Raw genomic sequence first — 21,085 nt, 5'->3', positions numbered from 1 at the left:
TGTCTTTTTCTATTCGACTCTTAAATCAAGCCTTCCAAGAGGCCTCTCATGAAGTTTTCTGAATGGAATGGTCCGATGTCATCAATCTTTTCTCCGAATCCAATCAACTTCACTGGAATGTCCAACTCTTCACGGATCGCAAGGACGACCCCACCTCGAGCCGTTCCATCGATCTTGGTCAATACAATTCCTGTCACAGGCGTAATTTTTGAAAATTCTTTGGCTTGCACCAAGGCATTTTGACCAGTCGATGCATCGAGGGCCAGCAAGGTTTCATGCGGCGCATCAGGCACCACTCGCTTGATAATCCGGCCGATTTTTTCAAGCTCCGCCATGAGGTTGTCCTTGTTTTGCAGACGACCCGCCGTATCAATCATCAGAACATCGATGTTTTCAGCGATCGCACGTTCCATTCCATCAAAGACGACGCTAGCAGGATCTGATTTTTCAGGACCTGTTACAACTGGAACGTCTACACGGCGTCCCCATTCTGCCAGTTGAGCCACTGCTCCTGCACGGAAAGTATCTGCTGCAACCAACATGACTTTCTTGCCTTCTTGTTTGTAGCGGTGGGCTAACTTCCCGATAGATGTGGTTTTACCAACTCCATTGACCCCAACAAAGAGCATGACCGTAAGGCCTTCTTGAAAACGAATGGCTTCATTAAATTGGCCATCCTTTTCATACAAGTCCACCAATTTTTCGATGATCACGCGTTTGAGAGCATCTGGTTTTTTGGCATTTTCCAAACGGGCTTCATAGCGCAACTCTTCGGTTAAATTAGAGGCCACTTGAACCCCAACGTCACTCATGATCAAGAGTTCTTCCAATTCTTCAAAGAATTCTTCATCGACTGAACGGAAATTAGCAAAGAAGGCATTGAGACGTGCTCCAAATCCAGTCCGTGTCTTTTTCAAGCTACGATCGTATTTTTCCTGAATGGTTTCTTGCTGAGGCTTAACCTCGTCTGGAATTGGCTGCTCTGCCTCTTCAACAGTTCTTTCCTCAACGGTTGATGCTGCTTCTCCTTGAGGAAGTCTGGACTCAGCTTCTGCAACTTCTGAAGTTTCTTCCACTTGAGCGATCGCTTCTGATACTTCAGGTTCTGAAACCTCATCCTGAGCTTCTACTAGTTCTGGAGACTCCTCTTCTGTCGTGCTCCCTTCTACTAGCTCAGCTTCAGATGATGGAGAAGCAATCGGTGACTCTTCTTCCAGTTCTGAACCGTTAGCCCCATCTGCTTCCTCACCATCTTCAGTTTCTTCCGCTTCAATTTTCACTTCTTCAAGAGGCTCAGTCTCCGTGTCATCAGCTAGTGGTGAAACTTCTTGAGGAATTGCTTCTGTTTGAACAGGTTCAAAAACAACTGGAGACTCCTCTACTGGTACTTGGTCTTCATTAGCTTTTTCTTCTACAAGAGGTTCCTCTGCCGGCTCTTCTTGAGCAACGGTTGAAACAGGTTGATGAGTGGCTGCAATTCGCGCTTTAAGATCTTGGTAATAAGCCTCCATATCTGCGATTTTTTGCTCTTCCTTGTCATTTAAGGTAGCCGCCGGCTCCTCTTTGACAGTTTCTTCAACCTCAGTACTTTCCGTCACTTCTTCAGAAGACGGAAGCACTTTTTCAGTTTCTTCTTTTTTTCCAAATAAACGATCAAATAATCCCATTTATTCACTCTCCTTTAGCACATAATTTTCAATCGCCCATGCGACGGCATCCTGGTCATTGGTCACAGGAGCCACAAGCGCTGCAACTTCCTTCACTGCTGGAATCGCATTGCCCATGGCAACCCCCAGTCCAGCCCACTGGATCATAGACAGGTCATTGGCTTCATCTCCACAGGCCATGACTTGATCTGCCTCAAGACCCAAAATAGCTGCCAGTGCCTCTAAACCTGTCGCCTTGTGAACATTTTTAGGGCACCATTCCAACAACATTTCCCGAGATTTAAAAATTTCATAGTCTTGAAATAAGTCCGGCTTGATCTGCTTTATCGCTGCATCTAAAAAGTCTTGATCGACTGCTGTCACACACTTGTTGTAGGAAATCGTGGATGGCAGGTCTTTAAAATCTGTTTCAATAAAGTTCAGGTAGGGATTGTAAAGGGAATAGAGAGACTTTCGATCTGCATGAATCTCATAAACCGTTCCCTCACTGATAGCATCCAGCGGAAGTCCTAGACGGGCTGTTTCATCATGAATTGTTGCGACATCTTCTGGTGCCAAGACAACTTTTGAGAGGATTTCTCCATTATTTCGCTGCACTAGACCACCGTTGAAGGTAATCGTATACTCTTCTTTGAGGCCTGCTGTTCCCAATTCTTCCAAAAGAAAATCCATGGCTTTCAAGGGACGACCAGTGGTTAGAACCACCTTGACACCTTGAGCCTGTGCAGCAGCGAGGGCTGCTCTATTGCGAGGGGAGATCTTTTTTTCTGAATTGAGAAGGGTCCCATCTAAATCCAGCGCAATCAAGGAAATCTGACTCATACAATTTCCTCCATGTAGCGTAGGACAGAACCAGTCTCATGGTGACCAATGACTGTTTCAGCAATCGCCAAGATTTCAGGACGTGCATTTTCTGGCGCTACAGGATGGCCCACGACTTGCATCATATGGAGGTCATTTAAGTTATCCCCGAAAGCCATCACCTGATCCATCGAGATCCCTAGTTTATCCGCTAAGGCGGTAATGGCCACTCCCTTATCGACATAATCGAGGACAATATCAATCGATTCAAAACCTGTCGTCATCGCTTTGACACCGGGGATATTCTCAGTGACCCATTGCTCACCTTCAAGAACAAGAGCTGCATCAAAGTTGGTGGTCAATTTGAAAATTTCATCCTGAATATCCGCTAGACTTTTCACTTTTTGAATGTTTTCATTATAGTGCTGACTCAAGGCCAGATAGTCGGGATCTACTGATTCTAAGACATAGCTTCCTTTTTTCCCCGTCAAAAGCAGTTTATTGGGGTCTGCATAAGGTGAGGATTTCAAAGATTCAAAAACACCCAAATAAAAGTCTTTGGACATAGTCGCTTCGTAGAGATCTTCTCCATGAAATTCTACCACACTACCATTTTCAGCAATGAAAATCATCTGGTCTTCAAATCCTTTAAAGAGGGATTTGAGTGAAAGGAGGGCACGGCCACTTGCAGCAGCAAAATAGATGCCTTTTTCTTTGCAGCTTGCTAATACCTTGCGTAAAAGCTCTTGATCGTACTGATGTTGGTCATTTAGAAAGGTTCCATCCATATCCGTAGCGATCAATTTAATATCATTATTCTTCATTTTCTAAGTCTTTCAATTTTACTGAGACGATTTTAGAAACCCCAGATTCCTGCATGGTCACACCATAGATGGAATCTGCAGCTGACATGGTTCCCTTCCGGTGCGTCACGACAATAAATTGGCTTTCCTTATCAAAGCGGTTCAGATAATCTCCAAAGCGCTTGACATTGGCCTCATCTAGGGCAGCCTCTACCTCATCTAGAATGACAAATGGAATGGTCTTGACACGAATAATCGAGAACAGGAGAGCCAAGGCAGACAAGGCCTTTTCTCCACCACTCATGAGGTTTAAGGATTGGATTTTTTTACCAGGTGGCTGCACAGAAATCTCAACACCAGCTGTCAGAAGATCTGGCTCTGTCAGAATCAAATCAGCAGAACCCCCACCAAACATTTGACGGAAAGTGACTTTAAAGGATTCACGAATGGCTTCAAAAGTTGATTTAAAGCGTTCCTTGACCTCGTCATTCATGTCGTTGATGGTAGACAGAAGCATATTTTTCGCAGCCAAGACATCCTCACGCTGGCTGGAAAGGAAATCAAAGCGCCCCTTCACCTCGTCGTACTGCTCGATCGCATCCACATTGACTGGACCAAGTGCCTTAATATCTTTTTCGATGCTCTTGAGCTGGTTTTCAGCTGCTGCAAGATTTTCAACAGGTTTGGCCTGTTCTTTGGCTTGGTCAAAGCTTTGCATGAATTCATCGGTAATTTGCGTTAAGAGCTTGTTCAAGCGATCCGCATGCTTTTCACGTGTCGCTTCAGCCTTGGCTTGTTGACGAATCCACTCTTCGTTTTTCTTGCGAGCTTGTTCCATCTGTTCTGCCACATCTTCGGCCTGGCCTTCCAAATCATCCAGCTCAAAGCGTTTCCGAATAACTCCTTGTTCCAAGTCCGTTTTCTTAGCTTGGGCCTGTGCCAATTGATTGGCTAGCTGCTCCACATCCACTGTCTGAACTTGAGCCTCGCCTTGTTCAATCAGCAATTGCAACTGATGCTCTTCTACTTCCAACTGAGAGATCGTTTCTTCCAAGCGACGAGCATCTGTTTGCTCATAGCTTTGTTGGCTCAACCATTCCGTCTGTTGAAGTCGCAATTCTGCCAATTGTTCTTGCAGGTTTTGTACCTTTTGTTGCAAGACATCTTTATCCGACTTCATGGTTTCAATGTCGCGATTCAGATTTTCTTTTTGAAGCTCAATTTCTGCCAATTGCTCAGTAAGGGACTCCAGCTCTTCTTGGAGAGACTGGGTCGCATCTGTTGCTAATTCTGACTTCAAAGCTTCTAAGAGTTCCTGAATTTCTTTCAGTTGCTCTTGGCTTTGTTGGTAGGCCAATTGGGCTCGCTGTTGCTCCAGACGCGCTTGCTCACCCTGGCTTTGAATAGAGGCCAGGTATTCTTGCGCCTGCTTGAGCAGATTGTCTTTGGTTTCTACTTCCTGCTCAGCTTCTCTCAAACGAGCATCCAGAGCTTGCATTTCCTGCTTCAAACTATCCAATTCTGGTTTGACAAAGACCGTATTTTGGGAACGGTTGGCACCACCGGCATATGATCCTCCGGTCCGCAATTCAGTCCCATCCAAGGTCACCATCCGAACTTGATAGTTGACTTTACGGGCCGCCTCACGCGCATGCTCCGTCGTATCAAAGATGGCCGTTACGCCAAGCAGGTTTTGGAAAATCTGTTCAAAACGATGCTCATAGGTCACTAAGTCACTCGCAATTCCTAAAAATCCTGCACTGGCTTGAATCAATTCCAGATTCCGAGGGGATAGTTGACGAGCTTTGATGGTCGTTAGTGGAAGGAAAGTTGCCCGTCCCAAACGATTGCGTTTCAAGAAATCGATCGCTCGCGTTGCAGCCTTTTCATCCTCGACAATGATCTGTTGGCTGCTAGCTCCCAGAGCAATTTCAAGCGCCGTCTGGTAGTCTTTTGAGAAACTCAAATTCTCACTAACAGCCCCACAGATGCCTCCTAACCGTTCTGCTTCTTGCAAAACGCTCTTGACGCCTGCATAGAAGTTACTATGATTCTTCTGAATAGCTTCCAAGCTATTGATCCGCGCCCGCTTATTCTTGCTCTCATCCATCAAGTCAAACATGGCCGCTTGAGCCTCTTGGTAGGCAGCTTTGGCTTGCTCCACTTTTACCAATTGCTCTTGATATTCTACTAGTAAACCTTTGACCGTTGCTTGTGCCTGATCCAACTCTTCCAATTGTCGGACTTCTTTTTCCTTGGCAGTTTCAAAGTTTGTTTGTGCTTTGGTCAAATCCTCTTGACGATGGCTTGATTCTTGCAGGAGTGCTTGGATCCGGCTCTCAATGGCTGTCCGCTCATTCGATTTTTCAGCCTCCGTCTGCAAGAGCGCGACATACTGCTCGCGTAGATGCTCAATGACTTGTTCCGGATCTTCTTCGTAGTTGGCTAATTCTTTTTCCAACTCTTCTTGTTGCTGACGGTTCTCTGTCAGCCTTTGTTGAAGCACAGCTAACGTCTCTTGTTTTTGAGCCAGCTCTTGTTTCGCTTCTTCCAGACGGGCCAAAACAGCATCCAGCCGCTCAAGATTTTCCCTGCGACTATGGGCTGCTTGACTCGATTGCAACTTAGCTACTTCGATTTGCTTTTCTAAATCACTGATCAAACGAGTGACCTCAAGCAAGCTGGCCTGGTCCTCAGCTAAGCTCTCATCCAACTGATGACGGGCTTTCTTGATACGTACATTATCTTCTTCTAAGACCTGACGACGTTGGTAATAAGAGGCCAACTTTTCTTGAATGGCCTTTTCTTCTTGATCAGCCTTTTCGTAGAGCTCTTTTGTCAAATCAACTTGAGCGACCAAAACATCCAGCAAGAGAACCTGCCGTTCTTGATCTAATTTCAAGAAACGGCGAGCGACAGTCGCTTGCTTTTCAAGAGGTTGGATCTGTCCTTCTAATTCATAGAGGATGTCCTCCAGACGGTCCAAATTCTCCTGGGTTTGGTTGAGTTTGGTCTCGGTTTCCTTGCGCCGCGTCTTAAATTTCAAGACACCAGCAGCTTCTTCAAAGATAGCCCGGCGTTCTTCCGGTTTGGAGTTAAAGATCTCCTCTACCCGTCCTTGAGAGATAATGGAGAAGGAATCCCGTCCCAATCCCGTATCCATGAACAAATCATGAACATCTCTGAGACGTACTTTCTTGCCGTCGATCTTGTACTCGCTGTCTCCTGAACGATAAATATGCCGTTCGACCCGGATTTCTTTACCAGCCTGCTGGATAAAACCATCCTGGTTATCTAAGACAACTGTGACACAGGCATAATTCAGCGGTTTACGCGATTCTGTCCCTGCAAAGATGACATCGGGCATCTTGCCCCCGCGTAAACTCTTGACGCTAGATTCCCCCAGGGCCCAGCGCAAACTCTCCGTGATATTTGATTTTCCAGATCCATTAGGCCCTACAACGGCAGTGACCCCTTTGTCAAATACGACTTTTGTCTTATCCGCAAAGGATTTAAAGCCTTGGATTTCAATCTCTTTTAGATACATGGCCCATCATTCCTCGTTTCAACTGCATTGCGGGCTGCTTCCTGCTCCGCTAATTTCTTGGAACGACCATGACCATGTCCCATCGTTTGACCGTTCACGAACACTTCTACTTCAAACTCTTTCGCATGAGCTGGACCGGACTCGCTAACCACTTGGTATTGGATCTCCACATCTCCGTGAACCTGTAACAGTTCTTGCAGACGAGTCTTGTAGTCAATGACTTGAGAAAATTGACCCGTTTCAACCTTTGGAATCATGACCTGATAGATGAAGCGTTTGACTGCTTCCACTCCTTGATCCAGTAAAAGAGCACCTAAAAAAGCTTCAAATAAGTCGCCAAGAATCGTATCGCGGTCCCGACCACCAGATTTTTCTTCGCCCTTGCCTAGTTTGATGAAATGGTCAAAGTGGCAATCCCGAGAAAAACCAGCCAGACTTTCTTCACGGACAATCATAGAACGGAATTTGGACAAATCTCCCTCCGGTCTGTTGGGGTGTTCCTTATACAAATATTCGGAAATAACTAATTGAAGAACAGCGTCTCCTAAAAATTCCAAACGTTCGTTATGTGAAATTTTTAAGAGGCGGTGCTCATTGGCATAAGAGGTGTGCGTAAAAGCTGTATCTAATAAACTGCTATCTGAAAAAACGATCTGAAACCGTTCCGATAACAGGGCTTGTAATTTCTCCATGGGAAGCCTACTTTCTAATAAATTCATACTCTTAAGTATACCAAAAAAGAAGCACGAACGCACTTCTTTTCCTAGTTCTAGGGCCTGAATTCTCCAATTTTAATCAGGATCTTCTTCTGTTTGATTTTCGGACTTATTGGGAATCACTTTTAAGAGATAATAGGTGATAAAAATCGTCAAAGCACCTAGAGCAAGCTTCACCCAAATAATCGGTGCCAGATAGATCGAAATCCCCATCAGAATGTAGATCTGAAGAAGGATCCATTTCTTCCGTTCTTTGGCAATCGATTTGGTCTCTCGGTAATCCGCTACATAGGTTTGATAAAGCTTGGTTTGGTAGAGCCAGGTTTCAAAGCGTTTGGAACTTTTAGCAAAGCAGGCCATCGATAGCAGTAAAAAGGGAGTCGTCGGTAAAATCGGTAAAGGAATCCCAATAATTCCTAATCCCAAAGACACAAAACCAATCGTAAGATAAACAAGGCGCATTTACTTCTCCTTTGTATGATTCATTTTTTGCTATCACTCTACAGCGTTCACGTCTGACATTTGAAGCTTCATCTTAGATGGGTCTGACATTCCATCGACAATCTTCATTTGCTCCTCGTTCAATGGTAATAATATCATAGTTGCTGTATGAGAGGGTAATTCACCACTATCTTTGATGAAATAGCTAACCTTTTGATTCTCAAAAATAGTCTTGCTATCATAAGACCACGTAATTGAAAAATTTAAATCTTTCTTGATATCTACATCTGTCTTATTGACCAGCATGAGTGCAGCTCTTCCTTCAGAAATAGCTCCCGTGAAGTAGAGCGCCATATTACCTTCACTTCCGAGTTCAGGATGTTCCTTGACCAATTTTTTTCCTAGCTCGATGAGATCAGACGTTTTACCTTCATACTGAGGTGCTACTACAAATTTCAAACCTTTTTCTTCTTTATCTTTAGAAGACTCTGATATTTTTGTTTCCTTCGTCGTTTGATTGGAAGTCGACTCTTTCGTAGCTTGCTTAGACTGACTACAAGCAGTTAAAGCAACCAAACCAGCCAGTAATAACATCATTTTTTTCATTTATTATCTCTCCTCTACTTTCGTGATTCTCACTCAGAATTCGTTCTTTCCTATCATACACGAATTTTGGGTAAAGAGCAAATTCATTACTAGATATAGATTTCCTCAAATAGGCAGATAAAAAACCACCCGAAGGTGGTTTTCTATCTTATATCTTCGTCAAAGGGGTCGCGGTATCTGGCGAGGTATCTAACACCTCAAAATCATGGCCAACAGCTAGATCTGCTCGAGCTAGTTGATTCTCCATGGTCATATGGGCCAATTCTTTGATATTGTTCTCTTTTGACAAATGTCCCAGATAAATCTTCTTGGTGCGATTCCCCAAGGTTCGGATCATGGCATCGGCACCATCTTCGTTAGAAAGGTGGCCTAGGTCTGACAAGATCCGCTGCTTCAGGCGCCAAGCATAAGAACCTGCTCGAAGGATCTCTACATCATGGTTGGACTCAATCAAATAGCCATCCGCATCCGCGACGATACCTGCCAAGCGATCACTCACATAGCCCGTATCCGTCAGCATGACGAAGCTCTTGCCATCCTTCATAAAGCGATAGAATTGAGGGGCAGCAGCATCGTGACTGACCCCAAAACTTTCGATATCGATATCGCCAAATGTCTTGGTCTTCCCCATTTCAAAGATGTGCTTTTGAGCATCATCGACTTTCCCTAGATACTTGGTGCCTTCCATAGCCTTCCAAGTTGCTTCATTAGCATATAGATCCATGCCATATTTCCGCGCTAAAACACCCACACCATGAATATGGTCTGAGTGTTCGTGCGTAATCAAAATGGCATCTAAGTCTTCTGGTTTGCGATCAATTTCAGCCAATAGTCCCGTAATCTTTTTCCCTGATAACCCTGCATCAATAAGCAGTTTTTTCTTTGGCGTCTCAAGGTAGAAAGAATTCCCACTAGAACCTGAAGCTAAAATACTGTACTTAAATCCCTCTTCTGTCATTGACTCCTTATTCTTCCTCTTCTGTATCCCAGTCGTCTTTAATAGCATCTTTGTCGTACGGCAAGACAATGGTAAAGGTAGATCCCTTGCCATATTCACTCTTGGCCCAAATAAAGCCTTTGTGTTGCTTAACGATCTCCTTAGCAATGGCTAAGCCTAGACCAGTCCCTCCTTGGGCCCGGCTACGTGCCTTATCCACTCGGTAAAAGCGATCAAAAATGCGAGGCAAGTCTTTCTTGGGAATTCCCAAGCCCTCATCTGAGATGGAGATAATCAACTGGGCATCTGTCGTTTTCATCCCTACCTTGATCTTTCCACCATCAGGTGAGTACTTGATGGCATTGTTCAAGATATTGTCGATCACCTGGGTCATTTTATCCGTATCAATTTCAACCCAGATCGGGGTGATCGGGTATTCCCGGATCAGTTCATACTTCTTAGTATCTTCTTGCGATTGACTCTTGATCTTATCAAACCGGTTCAAAATAAAGGTGATAAAGGCCGTAAAGTTGGTCAACTCGATGTCCAACTGACTGGTTTCATTATCGATTCGTGACAAGCTCAATAGATCTGTGACCATGCGCATCATGCGGTTGGTTTCATTGAGTGAAACCTTGACAAAATCTGGTGCTACCGGCTCTGACAAAGCGCCATCGTCTAGGGCTTCCAGATAGGATTTCACACTGGTCAACGGTGTTCGTAATTCATGACTCACATTGGAAACAAAGAGGCGACGTTCCCGTTCTTCCTTGTCCTGCTCTGTCGTATCGTGCAAGACAGCTACCAGACCAGAGATAAAACCTGACTCGCGACGAATCAAGGCAAAGCGCACACGAAGACTTATGTATTCCCCATTTTCATCCTGGGAATCGATGGTCAACTCTGGTACTTCTGTAATCAAGCTGCGCAGATCATAGTCATCTCCAAGCGAAAGCAAATCCAGAATACTGGTATTGAGCACCTCATCCGGATTAACATTCAATTGCTTGGCGGCCATTTCATTGACCATGATGATCTGACCACGTCTATTGGTCGCAAGCACCCCATCTGTCATGTAAGAAAGGATACTGGTCAAACGCTTGGTTTCTTGTTCCAAGTTTTCATGCGTCAGGCGAATAACCTCAGACAGATCATTGATACTATTGGTCATATCTGTCAGTTCTGGACTCCCTTGCATGTCGACCACTTCAGAATAGTCCCCTGCAATCAGATCCTTAATTTTGGCGTTTAATTGTCTGAGCTTAATATTGTCCCTACGGTTTTCTAACAAAAGCAAGGCTACCACAATGATAAACCCAACCGTAATCAGAACAAAGACAAAGTTCGACGACATTACAAATTGTTTTAGTTGATCAATCATTGTTTCTCATATAATATCCGACACCACGGCGGGTCAAGATATATTCCGGACGCCCCGGTGTGTCCTCGATTTTTTCACGCAACCGACGAACCGTCACGTCTACTGTCCGAACATCACCAAAGTAATCATAGCCCCACACCGTCTCAAGAAGGTGTTCACGGGTCATCACTTGACCGACATGGGTCGCAAGGTGATAGAGCAATTCAAACTCACGATGGGTCAAGTCCAATTCTTTGTTGCCTTTTTGAACCAAGAAGGCATCTGGAAGAATGTGAAGATCACCAATGACAATTTCCGTATCGGCCTCATTTTCAAGCTGAGGATCAGCCGCAAACTCCGAACGACGCAACAAGGCCTTCACACGCGCTTGCAATTCCCGATTAGAGAAGGGTTTGGTCACATAGTCATCAGCACCAATTTCAAGTCCGATAACCTTATCAAATTCTGTATCTTTGGCAGAAAGGACAATGATGGGCACATTGCTGGTCTTGCGAATGGTACGCGCCACTTCCAGACCATCAATCTCTGGCAACATCAAATCTAGAATAATAATATCCGGATTCTCAGCCGCAAAGACTTCCAAAGCTTCCCGGCCATCAAAGGCTGTCAAGACTTCATAGCCCTCTTTTGCCATGTTAAATTTGATAATATCTGAAATTGGTTTTTCATCATCAACTACTAATATTTTTTTCATCTTACATACCTGTTTCTAATGCTTCTTTTCCTAATCAATCTCTATCTTCTTATTATATCAAACTTATGAAGAAATGTGGAGCCTCAATTGCTGGACTTTCCTATAAGAAAGGGTAAAAAAGACCGAGAAGTTAAAATCTCAGTCTCAGAAAAAACGAATGATATGTAGAAGATAAAATCACTTGAGTGATTCTAAAAAAAGTTAATTTCCTACTTGCTATAGCTAATAAATCATATTTAGAAAACTTTCCGTCGTGTGAAAAGTGAGAGTGGGACAAAAGTCCTAGCCTCTCAATTATTTTTGGATTGTCGAGCAAGACGCAGTGGTTGAGTGGGATCTACTACGCTGATTTCATCAGCTTTTACAGCCCTACTCAACTGTGCGGAGGTGGGACGACGAAATCGAATTCTAACGAATTACCGATTTCTGTCCCACTCTCACTCGGGAGTTTTGGAACTTCATAGAAGTTCGCTGACGTTCTTACTCACCTAAGGGAAGGTTTTTTAGATTGTTTTATCCTTAATCTTTTTATTTTTTCATTATTTCTCAACACGTGATTTGTTGGCGATATCTGCTAGGATTGCTGCTACAAACTCATACTGTTTAAACATTAAAACGGTATCTATTTTCAGAGGAGATATCGTTTTTCTTCTTATTCGGATAAGGATACAAAAATTACTTCCTTTCTCTATCTTTTAAATCAATTGATTTCTTCAGAGAAAGACTGTAAAATTTTTGATATAATGTCAAGGATGGACTGATGGATATTTAAAAGATAATGTTCAAAAGAATCACAGGTAAGAATTAAAAACATGTCAGTTTGGACAGAAGTCTCTCTACCATCATCCATGCAGAAACAAGATTATATGAAATAAAAGGAGTAACCAATGTCCGGAAACTATTCAACACGTGAATTCCGCGAGAAACTATATGATGACCTTCATGTTCGATTAAGAGATACAATGATTTTGATGTGTTCGATTTTTATTGCCTCTATAGGTCTAAATATGAATTCAACAGCTGTCATTATTGGAGCCATGCTGATTTCCCCTCTTATGACACCGATTATTGGACTGGGGTTTGGTTTAGCTATTTTTGATACGCGTTTAATCAAGCAATCTCTAGGGGTTTTATTTACTCAAGTATTGGTCAGTTTGCTTGTCTCGACTCTATATTTCTGGATTTCTCCCTTATCTTATGCAAGTAGCGAATTGATTGCACGAACCTCTCCAACCATTTGGGATGTTCTCATTGCTATTGCGGGTGGGATAGCAGGTGTCATTGGTTCAAGGAAAAAAGAAGCAAACAATATCGTGCCAGGAGTAGCTATTGCAACAGCTCTGATGCCACCTATCTGCACTGCAGGCTATGGTTTAGCTAATGGAAATGTACGATTTTTATTTGGGGCTCTCTATCTTTTCTTGATCAACTGTGTCTTTATCATGCTAATCAATATTGTTGGAACAAGAATTATGATGAGACAATCTCCCTTAAGTTCATTTAAAGAGCTAAACATGAAAATGAGAATTGGGTTGATCTCCTTGATTGTATTATTGGTTCTTCCAGCCAGCTATTCAGCAGTCACTCTGACGATGGATCAAGCACGAAAAGAAGGGATCAAACAGTTTGTAGGAAAAGAGTTTGCCAATCATACGATCATTAATCAAGTCTACAAGTCAAGTAGCAATGAATTGGTCTTGACAGTTGTTGGAGATCCGATTTCAGAAGAAGAATTAGAAACCATTCGCCAAAAACAAGACTCTTACGGTATTGAATCTGTTCAATTGAAAGTCAATCAAGTCCATAATTCGACAAAATTAGATAGTGAGACGACCAAGGAATTTTACGAAAACATTGACAAGTATATCGATCAAAAACTCTCTGAAAAAGATTCACAAAACGATCTCGTAAAAGAAAATGAAGCAGACAAGGATTGAGGATAGTCAACTTATCTAACTCATGGGAGCAAATCTTGGGAGGATATCCTATATCCAAAAGTTCATGGATAGAAAGGATTGTTGATGAGGATACTATTTGTGGCGATTTGACCGATCACTACTAGCTCAGGTTAAACAAAATAGAAAAAGCAACAACTGAAATAGTTGTTGCTTTTTCTTACTAAAAAATATTTATCAGACTGTGATCGTTTTATTTCTCAACACGAGATTTATTTGCAATATCTGCAAGAATCAATTCTACAAATGTATCTACCGGCATGGCTTCTGTTTCTTTTTGACCATAACGGCGAACGTTTACAGCCTGCTCTTCCATTTCCTTGTCACCAACGATTAATTGGTAAGGAATTTTTTGAGTTTGAGAAGCACGAATCTTGAACTGCATTTTCTCATTGCGTTCGTCTACATCGGCACGGACACCACGGTCACGAAGTTTCTTAGCTACTTCCCAAGCGTAGTCCACGTGTTTTTCGTTCGATACTGGGATGAGAGTTACTTGGTGAGGGGCAAGCCAGGTTGGGAAAGCTCCCTTGTAGTTTTCAATCAAGATCGCAGTAAAGCGTTCCATGGTTGAGATTACCCCACGGTGGATCATGACTGGACGGTGTTCTTCCCCGTCTGCTCCAATGTAATGAAGATCAAAGCGTTCTGGAAGCAAGAAGTCCAATTGGATCGTAGAAAGAGTTTCTTCTTTACCAAGAGCTGTTTTCACTTGGATATCCAATTTTGGTCCGTAGAAGGCTGCTTCTCCTTCAGCTTCATAGTACTCAACACCCATATCATCAACGGCTGCTTTCAACATGCGTTGAGCATTTTCCCACATTTCATCGTTATCAAAGTATTTGTGTTTGTCTTCAGGATCACGGTAAGACAAGCGGAAACGGTAATCTGTCAAGTTAAAGTCTTCATACACATCGATGATCAATTGAAGGATCTTCTTGAATTCTTCCTCGATTTGTTCTGGAGCCACAAAAGTATGACCATCATTCAGAGACATTTCACGCACACGTTGCAAACCAGTCAGAGCACCAGATTTTTCATAACGGTGCATCATACCAATTTCAGCGATACGGATAGGCAATTCACGGTAAGAGTGCACATGATGTTTGTAGACTTCAATGTGGTGAGGACAGTTCATTGGACGAAGAACAAACTCTTCTCCATCCCCCATATCCATTGGTGGGAACATGTCTTCACGGTAGTGATCCCAGTGACCTGAAGTTTTATAAAGTTCTACAGAAGCAATTGGTGGAGTGTAGACGTGTTGGTAGCCTGCTGCTACTTCTTTATCAACGATATAGCGTTCCAACTCACGACGGATGGTCGCACCATTTGGCAACCAGAATGGAAGACCTTGACCAACTTCTTGAGAAATCATGAAGAGGTCAAGCTCTTTACCAAGTTTACGGTGGTCACGTTCCTTAGCTTCTTCACGCATTTGAAGGTAGTTCTTCAAATCTTTCTTGTCGAACCAAGCAGTACCGTAAATCCGTTGCATCATCGCATTGTCGCTATTACCACGCCAGTAAGCACCTGCCACATTCAAAAGGTGGAAGATTTGGATACGACCAGTTGATGGGACGTGTGGGCCACGGCAAAGGTCTACGTACTCACCTTGACGGTAGATGGTCAAACCACCTTCGTCTTCAGAGTGTTCTTCGATCAATTCCAATTTGTATGGATCATTTTTGAAGATTTCACGCGCTTCATCTTTGGTCACTTCTTCACGAATAGATGGGAAGTTTTCTTTCACGATTTTCTTCATTTCTTCTTCGATACGAGGAAGGTCTTCGTTAGAGATTTGACCAGCTTGGTTGTCTGTATCGTAGTAGAAACCATCTTCGATGGCTGGACCGACACCCAAGTGGATATCTGGGAAGAGGCGACGAGCTGCTTGAGCGAACAAGTGAGCCGCTGAGTGACGCAAGATTGGAAGAGCATCTTCGTGATCAGGTGTCACGATTTCAATGCTTCCGTCTTCAGTGATCGCACGAGTTGTGTCAATCAATTTGCCGTTGAATTTACCAGCAAGAGCTTTTTTAGCTAGGGAATTGCTGATAGATTGGGCAATTTCAAAAGTAGTAACGCCAGATTCGAAATCACGAACAGCGCCATCTGGGAAAGTAATCTTAATCATGATTTTCTCCTTATAAAGTTTTTAGTAGCTAAATGGGTAGGAGGTGTCTTTGAACATTGGAATCGTCACTCCTTTTGATTGCTTCATTAAGAAATCAAAAAAGCGACCTCCTCGAAAGGACGTCGCAACGTGGTTCCACCTTCATTTATGTTCCTCAAAAAAGAGGGACACCTCTGATTGGCTCTAACGTAGCCACCGTTTTATGTTTGCATAAAAGAATCACGAGTAGTCCCAAACCTATCCTCTACGCGATTTCCAGCCCCACGCGCTCTCTATCAGATTTCCTAGATTTGATATGTCTCTGTCAGTTATTATAGCACGATTGAAAAATTTTGCAAGAAAAAGTTTCATTTTCAATCAAAGAAATGCGTGATTTTACGGATTTTCTTCACTTGTTTGACCGAAGCCTTCATCATCTTCACAGATCCATTGACCGGAAGAGCAATCACCTTGGTCGGGATTTTCACAATGGTCTTAGACATCCGCTTAACCCGACTTTGCTCAGGATTCAAATCATTTGAAAAGTCTTTAGAGATGATTTTATCCAAGTAAAATTCGTAGACCCGACGGCCAAAGGTTGCTGCAGAAATATCATCAATCTTTTCTGCCCACTTGGTCTCATCGATTGGAGGCATCTCCTCAATCGCTTCAAGAATCGCTTGTGCCAGATCACTCTCTTCATAAAAGAGCTTTCCAAACATAGGGTCATCAATCACATGATCGAGATAAGGATTGCCATGAGCGATGATCGGGGTACCACTCGCAATACTCTCTAAATAAGTCAACCCTTGCGTCTCACTCGTTGAAGCTGAAATAAAGAAGTCAGCCGCCTTATAGTAAAGAGCTGTCTCATTTGGTGGGATCATCCCTGTAAAGACAACCGCATCTGAAATCCCCAGTTTCGCCGCTTGTTTTTTCAAATCATCCAAATAAGGACCATCTCCAGCCACGATCAACTTAACTTTTGGATTGACCTTGAGGACATCAGGAAGAGCCGCAATAACAGCCTGAATATTCTTTTCATAAGAAACCCGCGACAGACTCAGTAAAAGCGTTTCATCTTCTGCGACTTCATATTTTTCACGAAGGGCTGCTGTCTCTGTCGGAGTGATTTCTGGTCGGTCAAACTTGGCCAAATCAATCCCTGTCGGAATAATGCGTTTTTCTGCCTTGACCTTGTACTTTTGGAGCAAGTCATAGACGATCTCACTAGGACAGATCACGCCGTCCAGATCATTCATATAACTTCTCACAATGTATTTGACCATACTTGGGCGAATGACCATGCCTCTTGCAATATAGCGGACATAGTCCTCATACTGGGTATGGTAGGTATGAATGACTGGAATCCGCAACTCGCGTCCAATCCACACTCCCAAAAGGCCCAGTGAAAACTCAGTCTGGGTATGGATAATATCCAGCTGGTATTGCTTGGCAATGGCAAGCGCCTTTGAGAAGCCACGATATGCAACGCGGCGGTCCTTAAAGGCGAAGAAAGGCACACTTGGAATCCGAATGATCTGCCAATCTTCATAGCGGTTGACATCTTTATCCGTTGTCGTAAAGATAAAGACCGTGTGACCCAATTTTTCTAATTCTGTTTTGAGCGTCCGAATACTGGTCGCCACTCCCGAAACTTGCGGGAAATAGGTATCTGTAAATAACCCTACACGCATCTTACATCTCCAAAACTGTTTGATAGGCTTCGACCAATTGATAAGCCACTAAGTCGATCGAACGACTTTCAGCGACCTTGTAGCCCGCCTCCCGCTTGTCTACTTGTCCGTTCAAGACCTTGTTCAAGGAATCCACAAATTCGTCTACATTATGGCACAATTCAGAAGACGTCTCGTCGATCCAGCCATTGTATACTGGAATATCCCGCAAGACCGTGTGCTGATGACTGGCCAAGGCTTCCAAAACAACGATTCCTTCTGTTTCTTCATAAGATGGGAAGAAGAAAGCATCTGAACCCGTCATGGCCCCTTGGAAGACCGCTCCCTTGAAGTAGCCAGGGAATTCCACATTACTTGGATGATCCTTTTCCACGATACGACGAATCTTACGCGGAATGATCCATTTGTTGATAGAACCTAGCCAGATAAAGCGCACATCCGGCATGCGACGAGCCACTTCTACGAAATCTTCAATCCCTTTGCGTTTAAAATAAAGCCCTGCACAGATGACAACCTTTTGGCCTTCTTGGATATTAAAATGCTTGCGAAAGACTTCTTCTTTTTTCGGATCCTTCTTGTATTTTTCCAAATCAATTCCATTGGAAACCGCGATAATCGGTGTGGTCACCCCATAAGACTGAATCAGGTGTTTGGAATACTCAGATGGCGTGATCACATAGTCTGCCTTTTGGTACATGTGAGCCAAATACTTCCCAAACAAGGGCGCAAAAAAGTTAGACCCGATAAAGGAATTTTCAAAATCCTCACGGGTTGAATGGCCATGCATGATGACTTTCTTTCCACGACGCTTTGCTGCATGGAGCAAAAGGAAACTCCGTGGGCCATAGGTATTGATATGCACCACATCATAATCTCCTAAAATATCTGTCGTATACGGAATCCCAGCCAAATCCAGCGCATGCATTTGATGCTGCAAGGCTCGACCAATTCCTGATTTTTGTAATACGGATTTTCCTTCTAAATACAGTAAAACTTTCATACTTTCTATTATACCGAAATAAAGAGTGCCCAGCAAGTCTCTACCTGTTTGCAGTATAAAAAAGAGGCTAGAACAGTTCTGTTCGAAATTTAAAATTCTATTTTATTTATATACGGTATACAAAATCCAATTGCGATTCTGTTTTTCCTCAATTTTTGAAAAACCAATACTTGTTAGTAACTGACTAAATTCATGACTTGTACGATAATCTGTCATATGATAATGTATTTTTTCTTTTTCAGAAGCAATTATCAAAGTAGAATTGCTGGACATGACTCTATAAACTTCTTGAAAACTCTTTTTTATATCCTTCCAAAAAATATGGGTCTGAATAGCAAATATTCTATCAAAATAGTTATTTTGATAAGGCATATTCTCCACATTTCCAATCTTAAGTTGGACACTACCTTTTCTTATGGAATCTGAATGAACACGTTGGGCAGTTCTATATGATTCCTTAGAAATATCAATACCATGAATCTCAAGATTTTTATTTAAAGCAAGAAGGTTCTTGATAGTACTCCCGCCACCGTAACCAATTTCTAAAATTCTATAATTATCTGAAATAGTAGTCTGTTTAATCGCCCAAAGACTAAGTTTTTTAAAATAGAATGACCATATTTTTGTGATGACTCTACCAATAAGACCACTAGGTTTTTGAGACTGCTTAATAAGAAATTCAGTTAACATTAAATATCTTCCCTCAATTATTATAAGTTTGAAATATCATTAATTATATTTCAAACTTAATTGTATTGTAAATATCAGATATCGTCAAGAATTAATGAAATAATCTGAGATAAATTTCAAAGTTGTGCTATAATTGATATCAAATGGAGTGTTCAAATGAATCAATATCAAAAAACAACAGAAAAAAAGAAGCAAGCTATTATTCAGTCTGCTCTTTCTTTATTTAAAGAAAAAGGGTTTAAAGAAACAAGTATACAATCAATTGCAAAAGTCGCAGAAGTTTCTCCTGTGTCAATCTACAATTACTTTGATAAGAAAGATAATTTAGTAGCTTTATGTATTAATGAATTGTTTAAAGACATCATACAAGAAGCTGAAAACATTCTACTCAGTAATATAGATTATAAATCAAAATTAAATCAAGCCTTAGCTTTATGTCAGAAAAAAATAAGCCAACAGATTTCTAACTACTTTCAAGAAAAAACGTTAGAGGATCCTACTTTTACGAAACTTATGACAAAAGCGATAGATGAGAAAAAGCGTGAAATATATCGTGCATATATTGAGCTAGGTAAAAATGAAAATATAATTGCTAAAGATTTGTCAACAGAGGTTATATTAAACGTCATGAGTGCTCTCAATAGCACAGGAAATCATCTATCTCCAAATAAAAACATAGAAGACGAAACAAAACAAATTCATCATATTTTGTTGTATGGTATTTTAACAAACTCTAGAACGATTTAATTGTAACTTACACATCAATATTTGAACCAACACTCATTCAATTTCACTTCATCATTACTTATGATTAATGACACATATAAAAAGAAGCTAGAACAGTTCTGTTCTAACCTCTCAGACTAGTAGACACGTCTTCCCAAGTCGAGACTCTAGTCAACTAATCCCTATTTTTTCGTCGTACCACGTTGGTTGATCGTATGAGACAACAACACTTCGCGTTCTTCCAACTCTTCTTTGTGCATGATCTTAGTCAACATCCGCATACTAATCGCACCAAGGTCATACAAGGGTTGGCCAATCGTTGATAGATTTGGACGCGTGTAACGTGTTACTTGTGAATCATCACTAGTAATGATTTCAAAGTCTTCTGGTACTTTGATACCGTGATCAGACAAGCCGTTCAAGAGACCTGCAGCCAATTCATCACCTGTCACAAAAGCAGCTGTTGCTTTTGACGCAATGATGCGTTCTGCCAAGTTATAACCTTCATCATAACGGTATTTCGATTCAAAGACAAGTCCTTCGCTGTAGCTCAATTTTTTCGTTTTCAAAGCTTCTTTATAGCCGGCCAAACGGATTTTTCCATTGATATCATCCACCAATGGGCCACTTACAAAAGCAATCTTCTTATTGTGTTTTGCCAATTGTGCAACAGCATCAACAGTCGCTTGCTTGTAGTCGATATTGACACTTGGCAATTGGTGTTCTACATCGACTGTCCCAGCAAGGACGACTGGAGTCCGAGAGCGTGAAAATTCTGAGCGAATCTTTTCAGTCAAGTGATAGCCCATGAAAATGATCCCATCCACTTGTTTTGAAAAGAGGTTGTTTACCACTGAAACTTCTTTGTCATCGTCTTCATCGCTATTTGCAAGGACGATGTTGTACTTGTACATTTCCGCAATGTCATCAATCCCTTTAGCCAAGGTAGAAAAATAGCTGTTGGTAATGTTTGGAATCACAACACCGACTGTTGTGGTTTTCTTGCTGGCAAGACCACGCGCAACAGCATTTGGACGGTAATCCAAGCGTTCGATCACTTCCAAAACTTTTTTACGTGTATTTTCTTTAACGTTCTTATTTCCATTCACTACACGACTAACGGTTGCCATTGAAACCCCTGCTTCACGGGCGACATCATAAATCGTTACTGTATCGTCTGTATTCATAAGATTTCCTTTCATTATTGAAAATTTCGTTTTCACTCTCTAATTAATCCTATTTTATCATGGATTGTAAACACTTTCAAGTATTTTGGTAAAATTTTGTAAACTCTTGCTTTTTTGGGGA

17 protein-coding genes are annotated in these 21,085 nt (G+C 42.1%); 2 read left to right on the top strand and 15 right to left on the bottom strand.

Going from position 1 to position 21,085, the window contains the following annotated elements:
* Positions 1-20: 20 nt before the first annotated feature.
* The 10 genes from ftsY to yycF all read right to left on the bottom strand — a co-directional run bounded on the left by ftsY (position 21) and on the right by yycF (position 11,593).
* Positions 21-1,667 (bottom strand): signal recognition particle-docking protein FtsY, encoded by a 1,647-nt coding sequence (ftsY, locus tag GMC92_RS05870; protein WP_155199964.1) that lies wholly within the window; start codon positions 1,665-1,667, stop codon positions 21-23.
* Positions 1,668-2,489, bottom strand: a complete 822-nt coding sequence (locus GMC92_RS05865) for a Cof-type HAD-IIB family hydrolase (protein ID WP_155199963.1) — start codon at positions 2,487-2,489, stop codon at positions 1,668-1,670.
* Positions 2,486-3,292, bottom strand: a complete 807-nt coding sequence (locus GMC92_RS05860; protein ID WP_155199962.1) for a Cof-type HAD-IIB family hydrolase — start codon at positions 3,290-3,292, stop codon at positions 2,486-2,488. Before GMC92_RS05860 ends, GMC92_RS05865 begins: the two co-directional genes overlap by 4 nt.
* Entirely contained in the window at positions 3,282-6,818 is a 3,537-nt protein-coding gene (gene smc / locus GMC92_RS05855) for a chromosome segregation protein SMC (RefSeq protein WP_155199961.1), read from the bottom strand. Before smc ends, GMC92_RS05860 begins: the two co-directional genes overlap by 11 nt.
* Positions 6,809-7,510: a ribonuclease III gene (rnc, locus tag GMC92_RS05850; RefSeq protein WP_049475143.1), complete on the bottom strand. Its 702-nt coding sequence runs from the start codon at positions 7,508-7,510 to the stop codon at positions 6,809-6,811. Before rnc ends, smc begins: the two co-directional genes overlap by 10 nt.
* A 99-nt stretch (positions 7,511-7,609) precedes the next feature.
* A complete protein-coding gene (locus GMC92_RS05845; RefSeq protein ID WP_070665432.1) occupies positions 7,610-7,996 on the bottom strand; it encodes a YbaN family protein in 387 nt (128 codons plus the stop codon).
* Between the two features lie 33 nt (positions 7,997-8,029).
* A complete protein-coding gene (locus GMC92_RS05840) occupies positions 8,030-8,581 on the bottom strand; it encodes a putative periplasmic lipoprotein (RefSeq protein ID WP_070665433.1) in 552 nt (183 codons plus the stop codon).
* A gap of 148 nt (positions 8,582-8,729) precedes the next feature.
* A complete protein-coding gene (locus GMC92_RS05835) occupies positions 8,730-9,539 on the bottom strand; it encodes an MBL fold metallo-hydrolase (RefSeq protein WP_023918725.1) in 810 nt (269 codons plus the stop codon).
* Between the two features lie 7 nt (positions 9,540-9,546).
* The gene (gene vicK, locus GMC92_RS05830; RefSeq protein ID WP_003008150.1) at positions 9,547-10,899 is read right to left on the bottom strand and encodes a cell wall metabolism sensor histidine kinase VicK; all 1,353 of its coding nucleotides are present in this window, start codon (positions 10,897-10,899) and stop codon (positions 9,547-9,549) included.
* Positions 10,892-11,593 carry a response regulator YycF gene (gene yycF / locus GMC92_RS05825; protein WP_003008151.1) on the bottom strand — a complete coding sequence of 234 codons (702 nt, stop codon included), beginning with the start codon at positions 11,591-11,593 and terminating at the stop codon, positions 10,892-10,894. Before yycF ends, vicK begins: the two co-directional genes overlap by 8 nt.
* Before the next feature lie 887 nt (positions 11,594-12,480).
* Here yycF and GMC92_RS05815 point away from each other — a divergent pair.
* Positions 12,481-13,530 carry a DUF389 domain-containing protein gene (locus GMC92_RS05815; protein ID WP_155199960.1) on the top strand — a complete coding sequence of 350 codons (1,050 nt, stop codon included), beginning with the start codon at positions 12,481-12,483 and terminating at the stop codon, positions 13,528-13,530.
* A gap of 211 nt (positions 13,531-13,741) precedes the next feature.
* Here the strand turns inward: GMC92_RS05815 and thrS are convergent, their stop codons facing one another.
* From thrS to GMC92_RS05795, 4 genes are all read right to left on the bottom strand, one after another.
* Positions 13,742-15,685 carry a threonine--tRNA ligase gene (gene thrS / locus GMC92_RS05810; protein WP_155199959.1) on the bottom strand — a complete coding sequence of 648 codons (1,944 nt, stop codon included), beginning with the start codon at positions 15,683-15,685 and terminating at the stop codon, positions 13,742-13,744.
* Between the two features lie 353 nt (positions 15,686-16,038).
* Positions 16,039-17,361 carry a glycosyltransferase family 4 protein gene (locus tag GMC92_RS05805; protein WP_021153617.1) on the bottom strand — a complete coding sequence of 441 codons (1,323 nt, stop codon included), beginning with the start codon at positions 17,359-17,361 and terminating at the stop codon, positions 16,039-16,041.
* 1 nt (position 17,362) lies between these two features.
* Positions 17,363-18,361: an LTA glycolipid anchor biosynthesis glycosyltransferase, IagA/BgsA family gene (locus tag GMC92_RS05800; RefSeq protein WP_003008161.1), complete on the bottom strand. Its 999-nt coding sequence runs from the start codon at positions 18,359-18,361 to the stop codon at positions 17,363-17,365.
* 102 nt (positions 18,362-18,463) lie between these two features.
* The gene (locus tag GMC92_RS05795; protein WP_021153618.1) at positions 18,464-19,051 is read right to left on the bottom strand and encodes a class I SAM-dependent methyltransferase; all 588 of its coding nucleotides are present in this window, start codon (positions 19,049-19,051) and stop codon (positions 18,464-18,466) included.
* Between the two features lie 156 nt (positions 19,052-19,207).
* Here GMC92_RS05795 and GMC92_RS05790 point away from each other — a divergent pair, with 156 nt between their 5' ends.
* Positions 19,208-19,798: a TetR/AcrR family transcriptional regulator gene (locus GMC92_RS05790; RefSeq protein WP_024055141.1), complete on the top strand. Its 591-nt coding sequence runs from the start codon at positions 19,208-19,210 to the stop codon at positions 19,796-19,798.
* A gap of 161 nt (positions 19,799-19,959) precedes the next feature.
* Here the strand turns inward: GMC92_RS05790 and ccpA are convergent, their stop codons facing one another.
* Positions 19,960-20,964, bottom strand: a complete 1,005-nt coding sequence (gene ccpA, locus GMC92_RS05785; RefSeq protein WP_061591300.1) for a catabolite control protein A — start codon at positions 20,962-20,964, stop codon at positions 19,960-19,962.
* Positions 20,965-21,085 lie beyond the last annotated feature (121 nt).

Origin of the sequence: Streptococcus parasanguinis, assembly GCF_009717775.1 — a bacterium.
Lineage (GTDB): Bacteria > Bacillota > Bacilli > Lactobacillales > Streptococcaceae > Streptococcus > Streptococcus parasanguinis_AG.
Note: the sequence above shows the minus strand (reverse complement) of the source record. Positions and strands in the feature narration are given on the sequence as shown.

Bases quoted from the DNA above. Each gene is read 5' to 3' on its own strand.
- ftsY (WP_155199964.1), bottom strand. From the start codon at position 1,667: ATGGGATTATTTGATCGTTTATTTGGAAAAAAAGAAGAAACTGAAAAA.
- GMC92_RS05865 (WP_155199963.1), bottom strand. From the start codon at position 2,489: ATGAGTCAGATTTCCTTGATTGCGCTGGATTTAGATGGGACCCTTCTC.
- GMC92_RS05860 (WP_155199962.1), bottom strand. From the start codon at position 3,292: ATGAAGAATAATGATATTAAATTGATCGCTACGGATATGGATGGAACC.
- smc (WP_155199961.1), bottom strand. From the start codon at position 6,818: ATGTATCTAAAAGAGATTGAAATCCAAGGCTTTAAATCCTTTGCGGAT.
- rnc (WP_049475143.1), bottom strand. From the start codon at position 7,510: ATGGAGAAATTACAAGCCCTGTTATCGGAACGGTTTCAGATCGTTTTT.
- GMC92_RS05845 (WP_070665432.1), bottom strand. From the start codon at position 7,996: ATGCGCCTTGTTTATCTTACGATTGGTTTTGTGTCTTTGGGATTAGGA.
- GMC92_RS05840 (WP_070665433.1), bottom strand. From the start codon at position 8,581: ATGAAAAAAATGATGTTATTACTGGCTGGTTTGGTTGCTTTAACTGCT.
- GMC92_RS05835 (WP_023918725.1), bottom strand. From the start codon at position 9,539: ATGACAGAAGAGGGATTTAAGTACAGTATTTTAGCTTCAGGTTCTAGT.
- vicK (WP_003008150.1), bottom strand. From the start codon at position 10,899: ATGATTGATCAACTAAAACAATTTGTAATGTCGTCGAACTTTGTCTTT.
- yycF (WP_003008151.1), bottom strand. From the start codon at position 11,593: ATGAAAAAAATATTAGTAGTTGATGATGAAAAACCAATTTCAGATATT.
- GMC92_RS05815 (WP_155199960.1), top strand. From the start codon at position 12,481: ATGTCCGGAAACTATTCAACACGTGAATTCCGCGAGAAACTATATGAT.
- thrS (WP_155199959.1), bottom strand. From the start codon at position 15,685: ATGATTAAGATTACTTTCCCAGATGGCGCTGTTCGTGATTTCGAATCT.
- GMC92_RS05805 (WP_021153617.1), bottom strand. From the start codon at position 17,361: ATGCGTGTAGGGTTATTTACAGATACCTATTTCCCGCAAGTTTCGGGA.
- GMC92_RS05800 (WP_003008161.1), bottom strand. From the start codon at position 18,361: ATGAAAGTTTTACTGTATTTAGAAGGAAAATCCGTATTACAAAAATCA.
- GMC92_RS05795 (WP_021153618.1), bottom strand. From the start codon at position 19,051: ATGTTAACTGAATTTCTTATTAAGCAGTCTCAAAAACCTAGTGGTCTT.
- GMC92_RS05790 (WP_024055141.1), top strand. From the start codon at position 19,208: ATGAATCAATATCAAAAAACAACAGAAAAAAAGAAGCAAGCTATTATT.
- ccpA (WP_061591300.1), bottom strand. From the start codon at position 20,964: ATGAATACAGACGATACAGTAACGATTTATGATGTCGCCCGTGAAGCA.